This window comes from Vreelandella nigrificans (genome assembly GCF_002374315.1).
GTDB lineage: Bacteria > Pseudomonadota > Gammaproteobacteria > Pseudomonadales > Halomonadaceae > Vreelandella > Vreelandella nigrificans.
In genome coordinates, this window is the sequence record NZ_NWUX01000013.1 from 106550 (window position 1) to 128175 (window position 21626).

Annotated in this window: 20 protein-coding genes; 10 read left to right on the forward strand and 10 right to left on the reverse strand. The window is 54.3% G+C overall.

Annotation, left to right across the window (positions count from 1 at the left end; all coding sequences use genetic code 11):
* Positions 1-63: 63 nt before the first annotated feature.
* The 5 genes from CPA45_RS14445 to CPA45_RS14465 all read left to right on the forward strand — a co-directional run bounded on the left by CPA45_RS14445 (position 64) and on the right by CPA45_RS14465 (position 5916).
* Positions 64-1476 carry an ATP-binding protein gene (locus CPA45_RS14445; RefSeq protein ID WP_244287618.1) on the forward strand — a complete coding sequence of 471 codons (1413 nt, stop codon included), beginning with the start codon at positions 64-66 and terminating at the stop codon, positions 1474-1476.
* Positions 1477-1587: 111 nt separating this feature from the next.
* Positions 1588-2847 (forward strand): ABC transporter substrate-binding protein, encoded by a 1260-nt coding sequence (locus CPA45_RS14450; RefSeq protein ID WP_096652614.1) that lies wholly within the window; start codon positions 1588-1590, stop codon positions 2845-2847.
* Positions 2848-2979: 132 nt separating this feature from the next.
* Entirely contained in the window at positions 2980-3903 is a 924-nt protein-coding gene (locus CPA45_RS14455) for a carbohydrate ABC transporter permease (protein ID WP_096652662.1), read from the forward strand.
* Positions 3896-4774, forward strand: coding sequence for a carbohydrate ABC transporter permease (locus CPA45_RS14460; RefSeq protein WP_078086868.1), 879 nt, complete (start codon positions 3896-3898; stop codon positions 4772-4774). Before CPA45_RS14455 ends, CPA45_RS14460 begins: the two co-directional genes overlap by 8 nt.
* A gap of 20 nt (positions 4775-4794) precedes the next feature.
* Positions 4795-5916 (forward strand): ABC transporter ATP-binding protein, encoded by a 1122-nt coding sequence (locus CPA45_RS14465; protein ID WP_096652616.1) that lies wholly within the window; start codon positions 4795-4797, stop codon positions 5914-5916.
* An 84-nt stretch (positions 5917-6000) separates the two neighbouring features.
* Here the strand turns inward: CPA45_RS14465 and CPA45_RS14470 are convergent, their stop codons facing one another.
* Entirely contained in the window at positions 6001-7641 is a 1641-nt protein-coding gene (locus CPA45_RS14470; protein ID WP_096652618.1) for a BCCT family transporter, read from the reverse strand.
* An 84-nt stretch (positions 7642-7725) separates the two neighbouring features.
* Entirely contained in the window at positions 7726-9264 is a 1539-nt protein-coding gene (gene betC / locus CPA45_RS14475; protein WP_096652620.1) for a choline-sulfatase, read from the reverse strand.
* Positions 9265-9392: 128 nt separating this feature from the next.
* Between betC and CPA45_RS14480 the strand changes: the two genes are divergently transcribed.
* Positions 9393-10274, forward strand: a complete 882-nt coding sequence (locus CPA45_RS14480) for a LysR substrate-binding domain-containing protein (RefSeq protein ID WP_244287614.1) — start codon at positions 9393-9395, stop codon at positions 10272-10274.
* On the opposite strand, the gene CPA45_RS14485 is transcribed toward CPA45_RS14480, so the two are convergent.
* From CPA45_RS14485 to CPA45_RS14500, 4 genes are all read right to left on the reverse strand, one after another.
* On the reverse strand, positions 10271-11308 hold the full coding sequence (locus CPA45_RS14485) for a YcjF family protein (protein ID WP_096652624.1): 1038 nt from the start codon (positions 11306-11308) through the stop codon (positions 10271-10273). The two genes, CPA45_RS14480 and CPA45_RS14485, sit on opposite strands and share 4 nt — an antisense overlap.
* Positions 11305-12693: a YcjX family GTP-binding protein gene (locus tag CPA45_RS14490; RefSeq protein WP_096652626.1), complete on the reverse strand. Its 1389-nt coding sequence runs from the start codon at positions 12691-12693 to the stop codon at positions 11305-11307. Before CPA45_RS14490 ends, CPA45_RS14485 begins: the two co-directional genes overlap by 4 nt.
* A 45-nt stretch (positions 12694-12738) precedes the next feature.
* Positions 12739-12930: a hypothetical protein gene (locus CPA45_RS14495; RefSeq protein WP_078086875.1), complete on the reverse strand. Its 192-nt coding sequence runs from the start codon at positions 12928-12930 to the stop codon at positions 12739-12741.
* Positions 12931-13018: 88 nt separating this feature from the next.
* Positions 13019-13888 carry a D-hexose-6-phosphate mutarotase gene (locus tag CPA45_RS14500; RefSeq protein WP_096652628.1) on the reverse strand — a complete coding sequence of 290 codons (870 nt, stop codon included), beginning with the start codon at positions 13886-13888 and terminating at the stop codon, positions 13019-13021.
* 186 nt (positions 13889-14074) lie between these two features.
* Here CPA45_RS14500 and CPA45_RS14505 point away from each other — a divergent pair, with 186 nt between their 5' ends.
* The 4 genes from CPA45_RS14505 to CPA45_RS14520 all read left to right on the forward strand — a co-directional run bounded on the left by CPA45_RS14505 (position 14075) and on the right by CPA45_RS14520 (position 19007).
* Positions 14075-14317 (forward strand): GlsB/YeaQ/YmgE family stress response membrane protein, encoded by a 243-nt coding sequence (locus CPA45_RS14505; protein WP_096652630.1) that lies wholly within the window; start codon positions 14075-14077, stop codon positions 14315-14317.
* A gap of 238 nt (positions 14318-14555) precedes the next feature.
* Positions 14556-17021 (forward strand): DUF1266 domain-containing protein, encoded by a 2466-nt coding sequence (locus CPA45_RS14510; protein ID WP_096652632.1) that lies wholly within the window; start codon positions 14556-14558, stop codon positions 17019-17021.
* A gap of 107 nt (positions 17022-17128) precedes the next feature.
* Complete coding sequence (locus CPA45_RS14515) at positions 17129-17767, forward strand: C40 family peptidase (RefSeq protein ID WP_096652634.1); 639 nt, start codon at positions 17129-17131, stop codon at positions 17765-17767.
* A 49-nt stretch (positions 17768-17816) separates the two neighbouring features.
* Positions 17817-19007, forward strand: coding sequence for an MFS transporter (locus CPA45_RS14520; protein WP_096652636.1), 1191 nt, complete (start codon positions 17817-17819; stop codon positions 19005-19007).
* Positions 19008-19030: 23 nt separating this feature from the next.
* On the opposite strand, the gene CPA45_RS14525 is transcribed toward CPA45_RS14520, so the two are convergent.
* The 4 genes from CPA45_RS14525 to CPA45_RS14540 all read right to left on the reverse strand — a co-directional run.
* Positions 19031-19687 carry an ABC transporter ATP-binding protein gene (locus tag CPA45_RS14525; RefSeq protein ID WP_096652638.1) on the reverse strand — a complete coding sequence of 219 codons (657 nt, stop codon included), beginning with the start codon at positions 19685-19687 and terminating at the stop codon, positions 19031-19033.
* Complete coding sequence (locus tag CPA45_RS14530) at positions 19680-20516, reverse strand: ATP-binding cassette domain-containing protein (protein WP_096652640.1); 837 nt, start codon at positions 20514-20516, stop codon at positions 19680-19682. Before CPA45_RS14530 ends, CPA45_RS14525 begins: the two co-directional genes overlap by 8 nt.
* 32 nt (positions 20517-20548) lie before the next feature.
* Entirely contained in the window at positions 20549-21385 is an 837-nt protein-coding gene (locus CPA45_RS14535) for an ABC transporter permease (protein ID WP_096652642.1), read from the reverse strand.
* Positions 21382-21626, reverse strand: a 245-nt coding sequence (locus tag CPA45_RS14540; RefSeq protein ID WP_244287616.1) for an ABC transporter permease subunit, incomplete at its 5' end; no start/stop codon positions are given. The genes CPA45_RS14540 and CPA45_RS14535, both read right to left, overlap by 4 nt.

The following is a 21626-nucleotide window of genomic DNA, read 5'->3' on the forward strand; positions in this document are numbered from 1 at the left end:
CGCTTATCCAGACGAATCGCACGCTGGCTACCGGCATCGCTGCGTGGGCGTTTTGTGATCATTATGATCGCCGGTGTATTGGTCGCCCAAGGTGCCAGCTATGCGCTATGGACGTCTCAAGTGCGCTCTAGCCACTTGGCACAGCTTGATGAGCTGTCGACCAACATGGCGTTTAGCATTGCCTCCACCATGAGGTTTTTCCGCTCGCTACCGGTTGAATATCGCCATATCGTGCTCGATCAGCTGCGCAATATGGGCGGTACACGCTTTTTTGTTAGCGTTAATGAGCGCAGGCTCGCCATCGATGATATTGGCTCGGGGCCGGAAAAAGAGGTGGTGGTGAATAATGTACGCACGGTGCTTACCCAGCAACTCAATATTGATGATGTAATTGTTGAATTCTCCCGCCCGGAAAACCTTCGTGTGCTGAATAACGAAGTACTGCTCTATGACCTGCCGCCGCGCTGGGGGCAGCACAGCCTGATGATGGAACCTCTTTCCCCGCCGATTTTAGTCGTTCAGTTAGAGCTTGCTCCAGACACATGGCTCTACGTGGCCACGCTGCTGGGCGTGCCGGATATTTTCAGCGGCTATCGCTGGCTGTCTGAGGAACGTTTGTTGGTGGGTCTACTAGTGCTGCTGAGTGTGCTGGCACTTTCGTTGTTGGGAATTACCAGTGTGACCCGGCCGCTGGCGCGTCTTTCAAGGGCGGCGAATCAGCTAGGCGATGACCTGGATATGCCGCCACTAAAAGAGAACGGCCCGAAAGAAGTTGCTGCCACTGCGGCGGCGTTCAATCGTATGCAGCGGCGTATTCGTGAGCAGATTGAAGAGCGCGAGCGGCTCTTTTCGGCGATTTCCCATGACTTAAAAACACCCCTAACTCGTATGCGGCTACGTGCCGAAATGCTTGATGATGACTACCAGCGCGAGCGCTTTTGCGCCTCATTGGATGAGCTGGATAGTTTGGTGAAAGGTGCTTTAGCATCGGTGAAAGGGCTAGACCTACACGAGGAACCAACCCCCGTCGTACTGGAATCCTTGCTGGAAGAGTTGGCTGAAGAGCTGAGTCTGCAGGGCGCACAGGTGACTATTGAGAAAACCAGACAACCCATTGCCCCGCTTATTGCCAAGCCACTGGCGCTTAAGCGCTGCCTTACTAACCTGCTTGAGAATGCGGTGTTCTACGGCCAGCAGGCTGATGTCCAGTTACTTGAGCAAGGTGCCGTGGTCACCCTGTGTATTCGCGACCATGGCCCCGGCATTCCTGAAGAGCAGTTAGGGCGGGTGTTTTCACCTTTTGTCCGCCTGGAGCCTTCGCGCAGTCGCTATACCGGTGGTAGTGGCCTGGGGCTGGGGATTGCCCGGCACATTGCCCGCGCCCACGGCGGAGATATTACGCTCGCCAACCATGCTGAAAAGGGCCTGCTTGTCACCCTCACGCTACCTCGCCAGGAAACTATTACAGACTTGTAATAAACCCCCAACACTATGCAGGACTCGGTAACTCACCTTCGTGCTCGCCTTGGAGTAGTCTTCTAAAAGTCAAAGGTCCGGAAGGACAATAACAATATAAGGGTTTACGCCATGTTGACATTTAAGAAGACGACGCTCGCGCTTGCTCTGGCAGGTGCTACCCTCGCCACTGCTGCTCACGCTAATGAAGTGGAAGTGCTCCACTGGTGGACTTCCGGTGGTGAAGCCCGGGCTGCCAACGTACTTAAAGAGTTAATGGAAGCGGAAGGTTACGGCTGGCAGGACTTCGCCGTGGCAGGTGGCGGTGGTGAAACCGCCATGACAGTGCTGAAATCCCGCGCTATGTCTGGCAACCCTCCCTCAGCAGCGCAAATCAAAGGCCCTGAGATTCAGGAGTGGGGTGAGCTGGGTTTGCTGGGCGACTTGAATGAGGTAGCGGATGCAGAAAGTTGGGATGAGCTGCTACCAGAGGTAGTGGCCGACATCATGCGCTATGACGATCAGTACGTAGCGGTGCCTGTTAACGTACACCGGGTAAATTGGCTATGGGCTAACCCAGCAGTGCTGGAAGCGGCAGGCGTTGAAATGCCCACCACACTAGATGAGTTTTTCGCCGCAGGCGAGGCTATTCGTGAAGCAGGTTACGTACCGCTGGCTCACGGTGGCCAGGCTTGGCAAGACGCTACTGTGTTTGAAAGTGTTGTACTGGGCGGCCAAGGCAGCGAATTTTATCAGCAGGCGTTGGTGGAGTTGGATCCTGAAGCGTTGGGTGGCGAACAGATGGTCGCCGCCCTTGAAGATTTCAAGCGCACGCGGGAGCTAATGGATGAGGGTATGTCTGGTCGCGACTGGAATATTGCCACTGCCATGGTGATTGAAGGCACCGCAGGCATGCAGTTGATGGGGGACTGGGCAAAAGGGGAATTTACCGCTGCAGGATTAACCGCCGGGGAAGACTACCTGTGTGCAGCGGCGCCGGGCACTGAAGATGCGTTTACCTTCAATATCGATAGCCTGGCAATGTTCCGGGTCGCTAGTGATAACGAGCGAGAGGCTCAGCAAGTGCTTGCTCGTCTAGTGCTTGAACCAACCTTTCAAGAGGCGTTTAACCTCGCTAAAGGCTCCATTCCGGCGCGGCCTGATTTAGACATGAGCGAGTTTGATAGCTGCGCTCAGCAATCCTTGGCTGATTTCCAACGCACCGCAGAAGAGGGTGGTTTAGTGCCCAGCATGGCTCACGGCATGGCCGTACGTGCGGATGTCCAGGGTGCCATTTTTGACGTAGTGACGAACTACTTCAACGACGCCAATATGCCAGCGGAAGAAGCGGCGCAACGTATGGTAAGGGCAGCGCAAGCTGCTGCTTTCTAACGCGGCGCGGGTAACGTTTTACACGTCTAACGTTCCCAGGCACCGTCGCAACGGCGGTGCCCATATTTCCTGGTAAAGATTCCTGGCAAAGATTCCTGGCAAGGACACCCCTTCATGAGAGATACCCTCCCCATGAAAAATACCTCTGCAACACCCTTAGGGCTTGGCGCTAAGCGGGTGCCATCCGGCAGCTTGCAGGCTTGGCTGCCGCGCTTGGTGCTGGCGCCGTCGGTAGCGATTTCGCTGTTTTTTGTTTACGGCTTTATGCTGTGGACCTTTGTGCTCTCACTAACCAGTTCGCGCATGCTGCCTAGCTATGACTTTGTCGGTTTTGGTCAATATGCGCGCTTAATGGCTAACGAACGCTGGTGGGTTGCCTCGACCAACCTGATGATTTTTGGCGTGCTATTCGTACTCATTTGCCTGGTCATTGGCGCTTTTCTGGCGATCCTGCTTGATCAAAAAATTCGTCAGGAAGGCGCGCTGCGCACCATTTACCTCTATCCCATGGCGCTGTCGTTTATCGTGACCGGTGTGGTATGGAAGTGGCTGCTTAACCCGCAGCTGGGCATTCAGGCCATGGTGCAAAGCTGGGGCTTTGAGTCGTTTCGCTTTGACTGGATTGTCGATCCAGATATGGCCATTTACACCCTGGTTATTGCCGCCGTGTGGCAGGCCTCAGGCTTTGTCATGGCACTATTTTTAGCTGGACTGCGGGGCATTGACGACAGCATTGTCAAAGCCGCTCAGTTGGACGGCGCCAGTCTGCCACGGATCTATTGGCGTGTAGTAATGCCGTGCTTGCGACCGGTGGTGTTTAGCGCAGTCATGATTTTGGCCCATATTGCTATCAAGAGCTTTGACTTGGTCGTCGCATTAACCGGCGGCGGGCCTGGCTACGCCACCGACTTGCCCGCCACCTTTATGTATGCCCATGCCTTTACTCGGGCGCAGATTGGTTTGGGGTCTGCTAGTGCCATGCTGATGTTGGGCGGCGTGCTGGCGATTTTGATCCCCTATCTCTACTCCGAATTAAGGAGCCGCAAGCATGGCTAACGTGATTCGTCGTCAAACGCCCGCTGCGCGCTTGGGCCGTGGTCTTTTATATGGCGTGCTCATACTCGCTGCGCTGTTTTATATCCTACCGCTAGTGGTGATGTTGATGACCTCGGTAAAACCACTGAGTGAAATCAGCGCCGGTACGCTACTTTCTCTGCCGCAAAACCCGACCTTGGAACCTTGGGCAAAAGCCTGGGGTGAAGCCTGCACTGGCATGCGCTGCGATGGCATTGGTGGCTATTTCTGGAACTCCTTTGCGATTGTGATTCCTGCTGTGCTGATTTCCACCACCATCGGCGCGCTCAATGGCTATGCGCTGACTAAATGGCGCTTTAAAGGCTCAGAGTTAGTCTTCGCACTAATGCTGTTTGGCTGTTTTATTCCTTTCCAGGTGGTGCTGCTGCCCATGGCGCAAACCCTTGGCTGGTTGGGTATTTCCAGCTCTCGTGCCGGTTTGATCTTGGTTCATGTGGTGTTTGGTATCGCCTTTACCACGCTGTTTTTCCGCAACTTCTATGTGGGCATCCCCAATGAGTTAGTGTCGGCAGCAAAGTTGGATGGCGCAGGTTTCTTTCGTATTTTTTGGCGCATCCTGCTGCCGGTTTCCGCACCGATTATCGTGGTCTCGGTGATCTGGCAGTTTACCCAGATCTGGAACGACTTCCTGTTTGGGGTGGCGTTTTCGGCCCACAACACCCAGCCGGTAACCGTGGCGCTTAACAACCTGGTCAATACCTCCACCGGCGTACGCGAGTACAACGTGGATATGGCGGCGGCAATGATTGCCGCGCTGCCCACCCTGGTGGTTTACGTACTGGCCGGTAAATATTTTGTACGCGGGCTAACCGCTGGTTCTGTTAAAGGCTAATAACAACAGGAATTTTCATTATGGCAGCGTTAGAAATCCACAACGTGCGCAAAGAATTTGGCAGTGAGCAGGTACTTAAGAATGTCAGCATCTCGATCGATTCCGGCGAGTTTTTGATTCTGGTGGGGCCATCCGGCTGCGGTAAGTCCACGCTGATGAATGCCATTGCCGGGCTTGAGCCGGTAACGTCAGGCAATATCTATATCGATGGGGAGGATGTCACTTGGCGAACTCCGGCGGATCGCGATATTGCCATGGTATTCCAGTCCTACGCCCTCTACCCAAGCATGACCGTGCGCCAAAACATTAGCTTTGGCCTGGAGATGCGCAAGGTGCCTAAAGCTGAGCGCGAGCAAGCGGTTGAGCGGGTGGCGGATCTGCTGCAAATCACCCATTTATTGGAGCGTAAGCCAGCTCAGCTTTCCGGCGGGCAGCGCCAGCGGGTGGCTATGGGCCGGGCGTTGGCCCGTGAGCCCAAGGTATACCTGTTCGACGAGCCACTCTCCAACCTGGATGCCAAGCTGCGCGTGGATATGCGCACCGAGATCAAAAAGCTCCACCAGCGTCTGGGCACCACCATTGTTTACGTGACCCACGACCAAGTGGAAGCCATGACCCTGGCAGACTGCATTGCAGTGATGCGCGACGGTAATATCCTGCAGTTGGGAACGCCGGATGAGGTCTACAACAACCCGGTGGATATGTTTGTGGCAGGCTTTATGGGCTCGCCGTCGATGAACTTTATTCGCGCGACGCTTGAAGCGGCTGGCGATGGCTATGTACTACGTATTGCCACCCCTGGCGAAGATGATGTCTTGCTGCCATGGCCCTCTGAGCGCAACGTAGCGGGGCTCGTGGAGCAATTGGACAAACCGATTATTCTAGGTCTGCGACCAGAACACTTCAGCGAGGAGGATGTTCGGCTGAGCGAGCAGGCGGAAGGGACATTAATGGAGGCCAAGGTAAGCGTCGTTGAGCCGACCGGCGCTGATATTCTGCTACGCCTGCCGCTGGGAGAGCAGGAAATCACCGCTAGGGTAGGGCCCAAGTGCGCAATTGCACCCGGCGAACGCTTGTCGCTACGCGTCGATATGGCCCGCGCCGTGCTGTTTGATGCCGAGACTGAACAGCGTTTGGCTTGAAGCGTTAGCGTCATGTCGTACTGATAAGTAAAGAGCCTCTGCTGATGTTAGCAGAGGCTCTTTACTATCGTCCTAATGTCCTCGTTAGCGGCGCATATGCTTTAACTCGCCATTAAGCGCTTTAATAATTGAGTAGCACATCAGCAGCATAACAATTGAGAATGGAATAGCCGTTGCTGTCACGCCTGCCTGAAGCGCTGATAAGCCGCCACCAATCAGCAGTACGATAGCGATAAGCCCCTCAACAATTGCCCAAAACATGCGCTGTGGGCGGGGAGCGTCAATTTTTCCGCCAGCAGTGATAGTGTCGATAACCAAAGACCCTGAGTCCGACGAGGTAACAAAGAATATCAGTGCTAACACGATGCCTAAGGTAGACATAATGCCTGTTAGAGGCAGCTCATTAAGCATGCCAAATAGCGACAGTTCCGGTCTGTAGTTGTCGATGACATACTCTTTAACCAGGCTATTGGCAGGGTCTGCGTAGAGCTGATCCAATGCGGTAGCACCAAAGACGCCCATCCAAATAAAGATAAACAGGCTGGGAACTAGAAGTACACAGAGCACGAACTCTCGCACTGTACGGCCTCGTGACACGCGTGCGATAAACATGCCGACGAAAGGTGCCCAACTGATCCACCAGGCCCAATAGAAAATAGTCCAGGATTGACGGTAGGTGTCATCATCACGGCCGAAAGGAGCCGATAACGGTAGAAAGTCGGTAACATAGGTGGCAAGCCCTGACATGAAGCCGCTTAGCGCAATCAATGTTGGGCCAGCAAACAATACAAAGAAGAAAAACAATACAGCCAGGATCATATTGAACTCAGAAAGCTTCTTTAAGCCGCCCTCTAGTCCGCGCCATACTGACACTAGCGCGACTGCCGTTACGAGCACGATGACGATCACCTGGGTGGTGGTGTTTACCTCCATGCCAAAGACGAAGTTCATTCCCGCATTCGCTTGTTGTGCGCCAAGCCCAAGAGATGTGGCCAGTCCGAAGAGGGTGGCAAACACTGCCAGAATATCGATGGCATGACCCCACCAGCCCCAGACGCGTTCGCCCAGAATTGGAAAAAAAGCTGAACGTATCGAAAATGGCAGGCCTTTGTTATAAGTAAAAATGCCCAGTGCAAGGGCCATCACAACATACACTGCCCAGCCATGCAGCCCCCAGTGAAGATAAGTGCCCGCAAGCCCCATGGCACTAGCATCAGCAATAGCGTCTGGGTTCAGTGTTCCGTCACTTCCGAAGGGAGACGTAATACCTAAAGGCAGCGAAACATTGGCGTGATAAACCGGCTCTAGAACGCCAAAAAACAGTAAGCCGATGCCAATGCCTGCAGTGAACAGCATTGCAAACCAAGAAAGATAGCTATGATCTGGGCGAGCGTCAGGCCCCCCTAGCCTGACTGATCCATAAGGCAAGACCACTAGTGCCAAGCAAAACAGAATAAAGAAATCCACCAGGATCATGAAATACCAGTCCAGGGTTCCCGTGGAAAAAGCGACGATCGACTGAAAAATGCTCCCTGCGCGTTCAGGAAATAGCAGCGTAAGGATAATAAACACGATCGAAGCAAGGGCGGATACAGCAAAAACGCGATTATGGATATCAAATCCGATGGGGCCAAAGCTCCCCTCGATATTATCCTGCCCGACCACGTAGTCGGTTTGCATATCACTAGCCATAGGCGGCGACTCAGGGTCGCTTTTAGTGCTCATAATAGAGTTTCCCTTATTATTAATAATGGGCGCATCCGCCGTCTTATCATCTTTATTTTAGGGTGGTAGTGGTTAAATGATGAATCAACGGTTGTTTGTTACGGAGGCGGCTGCTGATAAACGTGCTCGACGCTCTAGGTCGTCCAAGTCGATGTTGTTACGCATATACTGGGTACTAGCATCGAAAGTAGGCTGATAATCCCATGGCGTAACTTTGCCTTGTTTAAGGGCCCGCGAAACCAGTTTGCGGCGCCGTTGACTGGCAATCACCTCATTATGCATTCGCTCATAGTCCCAGCGACTGGCGACCTCATTGCGAAACTCCTTACATAATTCCTGATAAGCAGGGCTTTCGGCGAGATTATTGAGTTCTAGCGGATCAGCTTCGAGATCGAACAACTGATCTGGATCTGGTGCAGTGTGGACGAATTTGTAACGACCGCGACGAATCATTAGTAGCGGTGCAATAGCCCCTTCGCCAAGATACTCGCCTATTACCTCGTCGTGACCACCGTTACCCGTCAGGTGCGGCAAGAGGCTGCGACCATCAATCGGCACGGCATACTCCGGTGCACTTCCACCGTGGGCTAGTTCGGCAAACGTCGGCAGCAGATCCATGGTCGACACCGACTCACGAACCCTGCCTGGAGTAAAGCGTTGTGGCGCATGGATAATCATCGGCACGCGTGCCGAGCCCTCGAACCAGCTCATCTTGTACCACAGGCCGCGCTCGCCGAGCATATCACCGTGATCGCCGGAGAAAACAATGATGGTGTTTTCAGCGAGGCCAGTCTCTTTCAACGCTTTAAGCACGTCACCGATTTGATCGTCGACATAGCTTAGCGCCCCATAATAAGCATGGCGCGCGTTACGGATCTGCTCATCGTTGATGGTGCCCTCATCGCACTGGTAAACATGACGCAGCCGCTTTGAGTGTGGGTCCATCAGCTCTCTCGAATAGGGCACCCGTGGCATATCGATGGCGTCGTGCTGGTAGCGGTCCCAGTACTCCTGAGGGATGGTGTAAGGGTCGTGTGGGTGCGTCATTGAAACAGTCAGGCAGAAGGGGCGCTGCTCGCCATTGCGGGCATAATCGTAAAGAAAGCGCTTAGCGCGGAAAGCGACTTCATCGTCGAAGTCGAGCTGGTTGGAGCGCACGCATGGCCCCGCCTGAATCACCGACGACATATTGTGGTAGTAGCTAGGCCGTTCATGAAAGTTTTCCCAGTCGACAAACCAGCCATAGTCGGCCGGGTAGATATCGGTGGTCAGCCGTTCCTCGAAACCATGCAGCTGGTCAGGGCCGCAAAAATGCATCTTGCCGGTGAGGGCGGTGTAGTAACCAGCATCGCGTAGATAATGGGCGAAAGTGGGAGTGTCCGCTGGAAAATCAGCGGCATTGTCATAACCTCCAATGCGTGACGGCAACTGACCTGCCATCAGCGTAAAACGAGATGGCGCGCACAGCGGGGTGTTGCAGTAGGCTGAGTTGAACACTACCCCTTCATCTGCCAATCGTGAGAGGTGGGGAGTTTTTACGATGGGGTGGCCGTGGAAGGGCATTGCCGAGGCTGCTATCTGGTCGGCCATTAGGAAAAGAATATTAGGTTGTCGAGCAGTCATGTGCAGAAACTCCAGGTCGTGGCGCGTATCAATTCTTAACCAGTCTCTCTGCTAATCCGTCATGCTGTAAACTGGCTGTTTTTTAATGTTTCCCATTAGGTGAGCTAATGTTAGTGGCGGGTAAAAGGGTGTCGCAGAACGGATTGAGAGTCTTTGAGGCAGCAGCCAGACATCTGAGCTTTACTGCAGCAGCTCATGAACTGCGTTCGACCCAGTCGGCGGTCAGCCAGCAGGTTCGGGCGTTGGAAGAAGAGCTTGGCTTGCGGCTTTTTGACCGGGTCTACCGTGGCGTGCTACTGACCGAATCTGGTCATGCGCTATTTGCCAGTGTTCAGGAGGGGTTTTCGATCATTGAGGAGACGATCGAACGGCTGCAGCATCGCCAGCATAATCCGCATTTAAATATTTTGACCGATTTTTCGTTGGCTGCTTACTGGTTGATGCCGCGGCTGCCGATGTTTCGGCAGCAGCACCCCAATATCGACGTGCGCATTTTAACTAGCCAGGAAGTCTTTGATTGGAGAGGGCAAGAGGTCGATGTGGCCATTATGTTCTGTGATGAACGGGGGATGAAAAACGCTTCTCCATTGTTTCAGGAAGAGGTTTTTCCCGTCTGTAGTGCTGGTTTTTTGAAACAGTACGGCCCTTTGGAACAGCTCTCATCGCTTGCTGAAGTCCCCCTGCTGACCCTTACCGCTGATCAACGGCAGCACTGGCTGGATTGGCCGACATACTTCAAGCAAATGGGTGGGGCGCCTTATGGGCAATCTTCCGAACTGGATTTCAATAACTATACGCTGTTGATTCAAGCGGCGATTGCAGGGCAAGGCGTAGCGCTGGGTTGGAGAGGGCTAGTCGAAGACATGCTTGAACGTGGCATGCTGGTCGGACTGAAGCATCTCAGTCTGGCGACGCCTAATGGTTACGGCATCATTGATGCCAACCCAAATGGCAATGGGGTTGGCAAACGCACGTTTCTCGATTGGATCGCCTCGAACCATCCCGTTTAACGATCTTGTGAAACGGGCTCTTTATCGAGCCGTTTGATTTGCCTCCATAGGTCTTGGCGTAGATCGGCCAACTTGGGTTGCTCTTCATCCGTAAAGGCCACAGGGCGACATAGACGCTGGGCGCGTAGCCCTAAACGGGCGCTCAGTAGGCCCGTGGCCAAGCCTTGGCCCGCACGGGCGGAAAGCCTGCCTGCCAAATCAAGCGAAAGCATATCCATGCTGGCGTCAGTGGCCAGTTCACTGGCCCCGGCAAAGGCCATGTTATGCAGCACATTACGGAAAAGCCGTAGGCGGCTGGCATAGCCTAGTTCCAATCCATAAAGTCGGCAGAGTCTGTCGACCATGGCAAGGCTGCGCCAGGCCACCAGTGCCATATCCACCAATGTAAGTGGGCTGATAGCCACCATAATGGCCGTTTCGCCAGACATACGGGTAATCAAGCGCTGGGCCTCGCGGTCACGGGGGGCTAGTAAGTGGTAGCGCAGCAGTGTCTGGATCTCCTCCCCGCTATGGTGGGGCTGGCTGGCGCGCTGAAATGCCAGCCAGTTGGGGTCATCGTCGGCCAGTTTGAGCTGGCGCCTAAGCTGTTCGGCCATGGCGCGGGCCTGCTGTGGAGAACGTAGCGGCAGTTCGGCAAGGTCACCGCGCAGTTTGTCATGACGTTTCAGGCGGCGTAAGCGGCTAAGCTCTTTGAGCAACGATAGCCCCCCTAAACCAATCAGGCTAATCCCGAACAGCTGCCAGGCAATGGCCAGCCATTGTGATTGCGCCATTGCATCTGGTATGCCAGTAACAAGTTCAGCAGTGCCTAGACCAGCACCGCCTACTAAGGCAAATAGTAGCCCCCAGCGGCGTTTGCGTGGCGCACCTAAGCTGGCGACAGGCAGGGCTTTCTCTTCAGGTAGTGGTGCCAGAGGGTGATGCTCACTAGTACCGGAAAAAGCTTCGCGCTGGCGCAAGGTGGCGTCTTCTTGAGACGTCTCTTCGGGTGTCTCATTCAACTTGAAATGGCGGCGCGGCTGTGGGGTAGTCATGACAGTTTGTCTCCAATCAGCCAGTCGATGGCGGCGTCCATGCGAATATGATCCAGTGCTTCTGAGTTACTGGGCATTGGTCGAAAGCTGGGAAAGTCAAAGCCTTGCTGTTGCCAAAAATCTCCCGTGGGCAGCCTCGCAGGAACATCGCCCGGGTAAACCAGCACGTCTTCGCCTTCCAGAGTGGTGCCGCGCAGTGCTGGTGAGCGCTTACCCTCGTGTACTACTTCGCGGGCTTCAGTGGCACGAATTGATGCTAGTGAGAGTGCTTTTACGGGCACATTGGCAAAGCGCAGGTCTTTCAACGGCTCTGCCAGCAATGCTTCCAGTAGCTGCACTACATGGCCGTGTTGGTCGGGGGTGACGTGGTCAGCTTTGGTCGCCGCAATCGCGAGGCGGTCAATCTTTGGTGTGAACAGTCGTGTGAGCAGGCTACGTTTGCCGTAGTCAAAGCTGTGCATTAACTGGCGCAGTGCCTGGGAAAGATCTTCAAACCGCTCAGGACCCGCATTCAGCGCACCGAGTACATCGACTAATACAATCTGGCGATCAAAACGACGGAAGTGGTCACGGTAAAAAGGCTTTACCACCTGCTGTTGGTAATAGCGAAAGCGTGCCGACAGGGTAGCGTAAAGGCTGTTGGCGGGCAGTGCTTCTAGCGTTGCTTTGGAATCTGTAAGTTGTGGCAACGGGAAGAATTGCAGTACCGGCGCGCCCTCTAGCTCCCCCGGCAGCAAAAAGCGACCTGGTTGTAGGTCGGAAAAACCAGCCTGTTTGGCGCGGCGCAGGCCTTGGGCATAATCTTCGGCTAAGGCGGCGAGCTGGGATTCATCCGCCTCACCAGCAGGGTCTAGCTGTTCTACTGCGGTAAGCCACTCGCTAAACAAACCTCGGCGCTGCTCACCTTCGTGCAATGCCTGAGCTTGGCTCCAGCTGTAAAAGTCGTGCTGCAGTAGCGGTAAGTCCAACAACCATTCGCCCGGGTAGTCGAACAGGTCCAAGGTGAGGTGAGCAATTTCGGGGGTTAACCAGCCGCTGCGGGCAGGACGGTAGCGCAGTTGTAAACGTAATTCGCTGATACCGCGAGTCGGTTCCGGCCAGCGTGGTGGTGTATCACGTAGCGCGGCCATGCCCGGGTCATAGGGGAAACGTGGAACACCCAGGTCAGGTTGATTAAGCCGCTGAGCACCCAGCAGACGACCTTCTCGAGCCGCTGGTAATAAGCCTAATTGCGCCTCAACGCCAGCATGGCGCAGTTGGTTGACCAATGAGGTCAAAAAGGCAGTTTTTCCCGCTTGTGAAAGGCCGGTCACCGCTAAGCGCAGTTGGCGGTCGCGACCACGCTCTAACAGATTGCTCAGTTCGCGGCTTAACGGCTGGCGCATAAAGCAGGCCTCGTATGCATCATAAAATTAACAAGAGTGTTAAGGCTAGTGCCGCAACATAACTACAAGTTGGTAAAACATTGGCATCGTTGCAATCTGAAAGCCTATCACTGCTATCACGTAGCCAGGCCATTTGCGTGACATTTTTTGAGCTAGTGTCAGGCCAACTAAGCAAACCACCATACCCACTAGGTTAAACGCAAGCGTGGCCGCCTCAAGTAGATCTTGAGGATTCATGAAAGCTCCTTGTCGAAGTTATTTGGCATCTATCGTCACAGTTACATTACCAAGTTTTGGGTGCGCAAAGTGATGACTAGCACACTGATTAACCGCGGCTTAATGTCGTACCCAGCAAGTGTTGCGCGCCAGGAACTAACCATACTGGGTCTAAGCGCGTATTCGCAGCCTCTACACAAAGAAAGTGGCGTGCTGTTTCGGCAGGGATATCGTTGGGGCGTTCGCTATCAGGGTGCCATACCACAGTAGAGTCGCTGGACTGTTTGGCAATGCGTAGCACGCGCTGGCCATCATTAAGCAGTACCGCTTCGTTAGTGTGGTAGATGCGGTCAATCGCGCCGCGTATGACCAGTGTTCCCTGCTGTTCGCCTTCGGAGAAGTCGCGCAACTTATCAAGGTAGCGCGCACCTGACAGTCCTTCCAAACGGCACTGATGGGTATCGTTAACGGCTAGGTAGGTGTGTAGAGCACCGCTGGTTTTAATTGGGGTATCGCCAATATTTTCGCTGATTAGCTCAACGTTTAAACGCTGAGCGTTAGCTTGGATGACGACTCTAGCAGTCAACTGACTATGTAGGCGCTCAACGGGGGATAGGTGTACCTCAATACCTTCTGCGTGTTCGTCCACGGCATCTACGTGCCACTGAGCATGTCGTGCAAGGCCATGGAAAGGGCCATTGCGCTCAGGGCTCTCATCGGCATAGCGCTCGTCGCCAAACCATGGCCAGCACAGCGGGATACCACCACGCGCGGCACCGGGTAACGCCTGGGGAGTGGGTGTCAGCCATAGCCAGTCAGTGTCGCCCTGAGGGCAAAAGTGCAATATTTGCGCGCCCTGTAGGCTAATCACCATTTCCCCCCAGGCCATCTTGAAAAGCACTACCTCGCGTCCTTGCCAGATAGCTTGCTGCTGGCCGTCTACGTTGCTAAGTAGCTGCTTGAGAGAGTCGGGGATCATGGAGGGTTCCTTGTATAGATAGCGTGTCGCGTGCGCTGAACAGTAGCGCTTGTGCTATGGTAGGACAAGCAGGATGTGTTGGTAAAACAGCTAGCTAAAATAGACATCTAAAACAGGGATGGCTAGGGTAGATAGCTAGAATAGATAGGTAAAACCCTAAGAGACAGTGGATATCAAGGAGGCACTATGGGCTTTATTGCATGGTTGATCATTGGTGGTTTGGCTGGCTGGATTGCTGGCAACATCATGCGCGGCGGCGGTTTTGGCGTGTTAGGTAATATCGGTGTCGGTATTGTTGGTGCAGTTGTGGGTGGTTTCTTATTTAGTTTGTTAGGACTGCAAGCAGGCGGTTTTATTGGCTCATTAGTGACGGCGACGGTGGGGGCGGTCGTGTTGTTGTGGGTCATTAGCAAAGTTCGGAAAGCGTAGACTGCCCCGAAAGGGTACCGCCCGCATTTCAGCATGTATGGCAGCACCGCCTATTAACTCAGCGCACCGTTGTATAATTTGCTGCCCGGCCTAGTGCCGGGCGGTACTGTTTTGGACGAATGGTGGCTTGGCTATCGGTCTTGGCAATACTTTCCGTTACACTAATGCGCCTTTAAAGGTGGCCGCGTGGTGGTCGCTTTAGCTTTCATCGTTCGTATCATGTTTCTCGAGGTGTCTTTTGGTCGACGCACTACATGCCTGGTGGGCCCAACAGCTAGTGCTGTGTGATTGGGCATTTACTCCGCACCCGCTGGCGGTGGATGCAGGTGCGGCTGAACATCGCCTATTGCAGTTGGGTATTACGCACAGGGGAGAGCTAGCAGACCAGCTTTTCCATGGGCTGGGAGCCTCTTCTGGTGAGCCTGACAGGCTGCTAGGCGCACTTGAATGGGCGGCGTTGGCGGGGGCGGCGGGCTGGCTAACCCAAGAAGAGGCCTCCAGCTGGGCGCATCATGTAACGCGCCGCATTACCTCTGAGTATAGTGACCTACGGGCTTGGCTTTCTGATCTACGCCGCGCACTGGGGGCGAAAGGTTGGGAAACCGGCGCTGATGATCGCTTTATAGATGCCTGTCAAGCATTGGCCGACCTTGAAAGTGAAGGCGAGGGGATTACCTGGGAGGCGCTTGTAGAGGCGTTGTTACATATGCCAGCCCTTCAGTCACTATGGCCACAAATACCCGCGGCCCAGCCTTGGCGCCTATGTGCACTATTTAGACCGGTGATTAGTTATCCAGCAAGTTCCGTGGACTGGCCTGACGCTCGGGCATGGTTGGAACGCATTTGGCAGGTAGGTGACCGAGAGCAATTGCTGGAAGTGATCTTGTGGTTAAGTGCCCAAGGTGAGCGCCAGCGTTGGGATATTGAAGCCTGTGAGTTAATGAGCATGGATAATGCTCAGCGCCTAGAGTGGCAGCGTAGTGTGGTTGAAGACTCACCCTATGCACCGGTGCTTAATAAATTTGTTAACCAAGGTGAGCCTCTTGAATGGGCAGCCTGGGACTGGTTGCGTGTGGTCGAACTAGCCTGGGCTGGAGCTTGCTGTGACTGGCTAAGTCAAGACGAGGCCGACGATCTTGCTGCTCATGCGGCTGACTTAATAGGGCGCCGTTACCACGATTGGCACGCCGTACTGAAAGCCTACATGCGTGGCCAGAGCCTATTTGAAGGAGTTGATCGTCGAGGCATGACGCCCAATGCTCGGCACAAGCTGTTGATGCAGGCACCCCATAGCCCATGGAAGCACCCCATCGGAACGCTATTGGACGATGCCACCCGAAGTGCCAGCCAACTGCGTATTAAGCAGTGGCGCAATACATCGCACCATTGGCTGTTAGCCTTAGCGGGGGTACGAGAACCGGATGTAATGCTACGCCAGCTTAACCCATCAGCTCCTATAGCCGAGCAACGGCGTGCCGATGCGGCGGTCTATCTTCAAGATTCGCTAGGCCTACACGCGGATGAAGGCCACCAAGCATTGGCACGTTACTGGCTGCCTGCCCAGGCGCATCACCTTAATCAACTGGCCGCTGATGCGGTGCACGGTGTAATGCCGCCGTCACAAACCTCATTTGGCCAACCGACCTCCGATGAGCTAAAGCAGCGTAACGCAGTGAAAGGGGTCAGCCGCCATGCAGCAACAATTCACATGGCGGAGAAGTTTGCATTTTATCTTCACATGGCACTGGATAGCGGGCTATTTGAGCAAGCACCTTTGATGGAGTATGCGAGTGCTCTACGTAGCTGCCTATGCCGCTTTTATGCCACTCCTAAGCGCTTGCTAGACGCATGGTTTGCCTGGGAAAGTTGCTTACCCGAGCCTGAACACGATTCGTTGATTAATGAGATTGCGTGGCACCTTGAGGATCCCGGTAGCCTATTTCATTGGCTTGATTGGCGTCACGATGCTTGGTGTGAGCCTGGTGAACGGCCAACGTTGAGCCGCTTCACTGCGATGTCGTTAGTGGGACCGCTAAATAGCGCGGTGTGGAGTGAGCCCCAGCTGGAAAGCCCGCGAGAGTGTGCAGACATCCGCGAGTGGGTAGAAAGCCACTACCACTTAAGCAGCGCTAACGACATGCAGGAGTTTTTAACGTTCATGCTGGAGTCAGGCGACCGGCAGGAGTACCAAATCAACTATGCGCCCTACACGCTCAACCCTGAGCGCTTAGACGCTGAGATCGCTATTTTGGAGTCTGGCGATTGTGTTGAAGAGGAGCAGCATCACCTGCTGCGGCTATGCCGTGTGCGTAGTAACGAAGATGGCTGCAATGATGTGGATATGGCCGCTTGGGATATCGCCCAGCTGGTGGATCTTGCCATTGCGGCGCGCCAGCTTGGCTGGCTAGAGCCGCACGCTTTTGCAGATGTACTAGACCGCGCATATCAGCTGGCTGCTAACCACTACTCAGGCTGGCAGGAGTACGCCGAAGGTATGTACGCAGGGTTCTCGTTCTTTATGGGGGAAACCCCAGAGCGAGAAAGCTTTTTAGCCGGGTTCCGTCAGGCAATGGTCGCTTGGTTGTGTGGTGCGCCGGTGTTAGCAGGCCCCTGGTCGAGCCTCGATTTTCCTGGCAACAAGCCGCGTCATTTTGCGCCGCTGCATATTGATACATTACCTGGCGATCAACGCACATTACATTGATGCTCGCCAAACGTAGGATAACTAGCTTATAGTCTTGAGCCTGGGAAAAATGAGTTTTGTCATGTTCCATTTTCTTTTACCGTCCATAATGTTACGAGGTTAATCGCATGGTTGCGTTGCCACACCCCGCTGTGACCGCTGTCCGTGTTGTAAGTGTTTGTGTAGCTGTTGCTCTTTTAGCTGGATGTGCAAGCTCTGGTGCTCGCCAGAATATGGAGCCCCCCGAAGATTATTTTTCGATGGCTCTTCCAGGGATGGCTAAAGGGTTCAATCCGCAAATGTCACCAATTGATAACTCATCTGGTCAATTGCGTAGTATTCAGACACCTCCACCTACTGTTGTTCGACAAGCTTTGCTAGCGCAGCACCAGCGATGGGCGGGGACGCCCTATCGAATAGGAGGTACATCTGAGCGTGGCATCGATTGTTCAGCACTGGTACGCAACGTTTTTCGGGACACTTTTAACTTAGAGCTTCCCCGTTCCACCCAGGATCAAGTACATGAGGGACGCCCGATCGACCGCCAAGAGCTGCAGGCGGGCGATCTGGTCTTCTTCCGCCCACCAGGAGCTTATAATCATGTGGGTATTTACGTGGGGGATGGCTATTTCCTCCATGCTTCCACCTCGCAAGGGGTGATTATTTCCAGTCTGGATAATAGCTATTGGCAGCGTCACTACTGGCAATCGCGCCGTGCCTTAGAGCCAACGCATCTTGCTCAGCTGGGTAGTAGCAGCATCCAATAACAGTATCCAATCACAGTTAGCTGGAAGCGACGCTAAGTTTGGATATGCCATGATTGAAGTTAGGACGCGCGCCTGGTGGCGCGCGACAGCGGCCCTGTGTTTGGGGTCGTTTCTTGTGTTTATCAATTTGTACGTGCCCCAGCCGCTGCTGCCAGGGCTAAAGGATGCTTATCAGGTATCCACCTTGGGTGTTAGCTTGTTGATGTCCGTATCGACGCTCTCCCTAGCCTTGGCACTGTTGGTATTCGGGCCGCTCTCCGATGCGATCGGGCGTGAAGCCATCATGCGCATTACGCTGTTGTTTGCGGGCGTGCTTTCGTTAGCGCTGGCTTTTGCACCCACCTTTGAAAGTTTGTTATTGCTGCGCTTACTGCAGGGTTTTGTGCTGGGTGGCTTGCCTGCAGTCGCCATTGCTTGGATGGGTGATGAGTTTGACAAGGCAGCCCTACTGAGCGCAGTGGGGCTGTATATTGGTGCCAACTCATTAGGGGGAATCAGTGGGCGAATTGTGGGCGGTGTTGCAGCCGATTTGGGTGGCCCAACTGCTGCATTTTTAGCAGTGGGTGTGATGACACTTATTGGCTGCGTAGTGTTTTGGCGGCTCCTACCCCGTGGTCGTGCTTTTACCCCTCAGCGGTTTGAGCTACGCAAAGCAATCAGTAGCTTAGTGGGGCATTTACGCAATCCGGTACTGCTCGCTGCCTACTGTTTGGGCGGTATTAACTTCCTGGTTTTTATTAATCAATACAGCTATATCACCTTCCGCTTGGCGGCCGAGCCGTATCAACTTGCCGCCAGCGGGTTGGGGCTGATTTTTTTGACCTACCTGGGAGGCACCTTCGGCTCCATGATTTCCGGGCGTCTAGCCAGTCGCTTCTCCCCGGCAGCATGCATGATGGTGGGGGTAGTGATTTTGATGCTGGGCACGGCGATCACCCTATCGAGTTCGCTGGTGCTGATTATCGTTGGTTTAAGTGTCAATGCTTTCGGCTTTTTTCTGGCGCACTCGCTTGCTTCTAGCTGGGTGGGACGCTATGCCCAGGGGGCACGGGGTAGCGCTTCGGCGCTCTATCTCGTGTTTTACTACGTGGGTGCCAGTTTGGGTGGTTTTTGGCTAGAGCCGTTCTGGCGTTGGGCCGGCTGGCCGGGGGTAAGTGTCGGCTCATGGTTACTGCTGAGCATAACGCTGATGATTGCTTTCGCTCTATGGCGTTTTGAACGTCGCCAGTTAGTTAGCTAAAAAAGTGTTTGCTAACGTTCAACCTATCTTGGCAACAGTGGGTCACTGCATTGCTCTAGTTGTTCACTGCATTGCTTTAATTTACCTCCGCTTAAGTGGTAACGCTGTGGGCATAGCCGTTCCAATAGGGCGGTATCGTGACTAATCACCAGCACACCAAACTGGCGTTTTTCAGCCTCCTTTTTTAGCGCCCGCCAAAGTTCAACCTGAGTAATCGGGTCAAGCATGGTCGAAATCTCATCGGCGATTAGAAAGCGCACTCCTGGTGCTAAGGCGCGTAGCACACATATCCGCTGTAACTCTCCTCCGGATAGCGCCTGAGGATAGCGCGACAGCCAATGGGGTTGTACTCCAAAGGCTTGTTGCTGTGCTTCCGAGGGCCTCCAGGCTTCACGAAGTATCTTGCCAACCCGCCAACGTGGGTTAACTGCTAACTCTGGTGATTGAGGTAGCCACTGTACGGGCTGTAGGCCGTTTTTCGGTAGCGCCGTACCCTCCAGACATACCTCTCCCGTTTGTGGTGTTAAATACCCTGCCAGTAGTTTCCCTAGCGTGGATTTGCCAGCCCCGGAATCACCGCTTAGTCCTACCCACTCTCCAGCCTTCAGCGTCAGTGAAACAGACTGAATCAACGGCTCGTTGGATGCAAACTGAAAACTAAGCTGGCGTGCTTCAAGCAACGTTCACCTCCTTTTGTGAATGCTGTTGCATCTGGCTGACAGCACTGGTCAAGAAGCTATTGTCGGGTAGCGCTTGCCACAGAGTCCTAGAATAAGAACTGGTCAGCGAGCAGCCCGACCCACTAAAAGCTGAAGCGCAAGCGGTTTCGATCTGTTTACCGTCGCGCATAATGGTAACCCGATCAGCAATTGACAGTGCATGGCGTAGGTCGTGAGTAATTAGCATTACGGTTTTGCCTTGGTCGGCAAGTGCACGCAGCGCGTCCAGCACTCGCTGGCGTTGTTGTGGGTCCAGGCCGACGGTGGGCTCATCGGCAATGATGAATTGTGCCTGGCTGACGTGGGCCATGGCGGTCAATACTCGGCGAGCCATGCCGCCAGAAAGCTCATGGGCAAAGGCCTGTTGAGCGCGGCTATCTAGCCGATAATGATCCAAGGCTTGCTGGGCAGATCGCCAGGCGCTCATTGCAGGCCAACCAGCACGCTGGGCCGCCCAGGCTACCTGACGATGCGTACGTACCAGTGGGTCGAGGGCCTTCAGCGACTGGGGAATAAGTGCCAGCTCACGGCCGCGAAGTTGGTGTTGGCGCGCTGCATCAAGTGGCTTGCCGTGGTAGTAGAGCTGACCGTTTAAGCGTGCCGATGCGGGAAGTAAGCCCATAACCGCGTAGGCAAGCAGGCTTTTGCCAGCGCCTGATGCTCCCACTACAGCATGCACATCGCCTGCTGAGAAACGCAGCGAAAGTTCCTCTAAGCAGGTTGCCCAGTCCCGCTTCCACCAAGAAGCGTAGTAGGGTAGCTGTAGCGATAATTGGTCAATAATTAGCATCTTAAACCTTTCATCAAAGGGGCGGGCAGTGGCTAAAGTGCCCTGCGTAGGTGGCTGGCCAAGCGTTCGAAGCCAAGCACCATTAGCAGAAGCCCTAAACCTGGAAATACCCCCAGCCACCAATAGCCGCCGCTTAAGTAGCGCATCGCATCGGCCAGCAGCACCCCAATGGCGGGTTGGCTAGGGCTTAGCCCAAAGCCCAGAAAGGTTAGCGCCGCTTCGTGCAATATGGCATGAGGAAACAGCAATAGGGCGCCGACCAGGCAATGGGGCAGCAAATGGGGCAGCATATGGCTATAGAGTACGAACCAGCGTGACTTACCCAGGGCTTGCGAGATACGCACGTAGGGCGCCTGACGCAGCTGTAGCAGTTCGGCACGTAGTACGCGGGTTAGGCTGGGCCAGTGAGTAACCGCAACGGCGATAATCACTGCCTGAGTGCCGCCGCCAAGGGCAAATGCAATCAGCATTAATAAAATCAGGTGTGGCACGCTGAGTAGCGTATCGATTAACAGGCTGACCAATGCATCCAAACGGCGTGACATGGAGGCAAGTGCAGCGAGACTCAATGCAATCAGGGTACTGAACAGCGCTGCCAAACAGCCCACCCAAAAACTTAGCGCTAGCCCCGCGAGGGTGCGCGCCCATAGCTCTCGCCCTAGGGCATCGGTGCCTAGCCAGTGATCGCCGCTAGGCGGGGCTAAGCGAGCATCAAACTGCATCTGCTGCGGTGAATCACCCAATAGCCACTGGCTAGCGACTAGCCCGATTACCAGTAGAATAGTGATGCTGAGACTGAACGCGGCACGCAGGCGCGGCTGGGTACCAAACCTTGGCTGGATATAGTGGCGGAGCTGAGCCTGTTTCATGGGCCACCCGCTTTCATGCGTGGGTCAATAACGCCGTAAAGAGCATCGGCGGTCATATTACCGACACTAACAAACAGTGCAGTAAATAGCGCAATGCCCAGAAGCAGGGGGATATCGCTGCGCAGGCCCGCTGCTACTGTGGCTTGCCCTAAGCCGGGGTAGGCTGTTCTGGTCAAGTCGTAGCGGACACTTTTATTAAGCTGCTTCCGCGATTTTCTCGATCTCCCTTGGCGCGTGGTAG

Coding starts and splice junctions, on each gene's coding strand:
- CPA45_RS14535 (WP_096652642.1), bottom strand. CDS start 21,385: ATGAAACAGGCTCAGCTCCGCCACTATATCCAGCCAAGGTTTGGTACC.
- CPA45_RS14460 (WP_078086868.1), top strand. CDS start 3,896: ATGGCTAACGTGATTCGTCGTCAAACGCCCGCTGCGCGCTTGGGCCGT.
- CPA45_RS14520 (WP_096652636.1), top strand. CDS start 17,817: ATGATTGAAGTTAGGACGCGCGCCTGGTGGCGCGCGACAGCGGCCCTG.
- CPA45_RS14490 (WP_096652626.1), bottom strand. CDS start 12,693: ATGCGCCAGCCGTTAAGCCGCGAACTGAGCAATCTGTTAGAGCGTGGT.
- CPA45_RS14505 (WP_096652630.1), top strand. CDS start 14,075: ATGGGCTTTATTGCATGGTTGATCATTGGTGGTTTGGCTGGCTGGATT.
- CPA45_RS14495 (WP_078086875.1), bottom strand. CDS start 12,930: ATGAATCCTCAAGATCTACTTGAGGCGGCCACGCTTGCGTTTAACCTA.
- CPA45_RS14500 (WP_096652628.1), bottom strand. CDS start 13,888: ATGATCCCCGACTCTCTCAAGCAGCTACTTAGCAACGTAGACGGCCAG.
- CPA45_RS14465 (WP_096652616.1), top strand. CDS start 4,795: ATGGCAGCGTTAGAAATCCACAACGTGCGCAAAGAATTTGGCAGTGAG.
- betC (WP_096652620.1), bottom strand. CDS start 9,264: ATGACTGCTCGACAACCTAATATTCTTTTCCTAATGGCCGACCAGATA.
- CPA45_RS14450 (WP_096652614.1), top strand. CDS start 1,588: ATGTTGACATTTAAGAAGACGACGCTCGCGCTTGCTCTGGCAGGTGCT.
- CPA45_RS14455 (WP_096652662.1), top strand. CDS start 2,980: ATGAAAAATACCTCTGCAACACCCTTAGGGCTTGGCGCTAAGCGGGTG.
- CPA45_RS14445 (WP_244287618.1), top strand. CDS start 64: ATGATCGCCGGTGTATTGGTCGCCCAAGGTGCCAGCTATGCGCTATGG.
- CPA45_RS14530 (WP_096652640.1), bottom strand. CDS start 20,516: ATGCTAATTATTGACCAATTATCGCTACAGCTACCCTACTACGCTTCT.
- CPA45_RS14470 (WP_096652618.1), bottom strand. CDS start 7,641: ATGAGCACTAAAAGCGACCCTGAGTCGCCGCCTATGGCTAGTGATATG.
- CPA45_RS14515 (WP_096652634.1), top strand. CDS start 17,129: ATGGTTGCGTTGCCACACCCCGCTGTGACCGCTGTCCGTGTTGTAAGT.
- CPA45_RS14485 (WP_096652624.1), bottom strand. CDS start 11,308: ATGACTACCCCACAGCCGCGCCGCCATTTCAAGTTGAATGAGACACCC.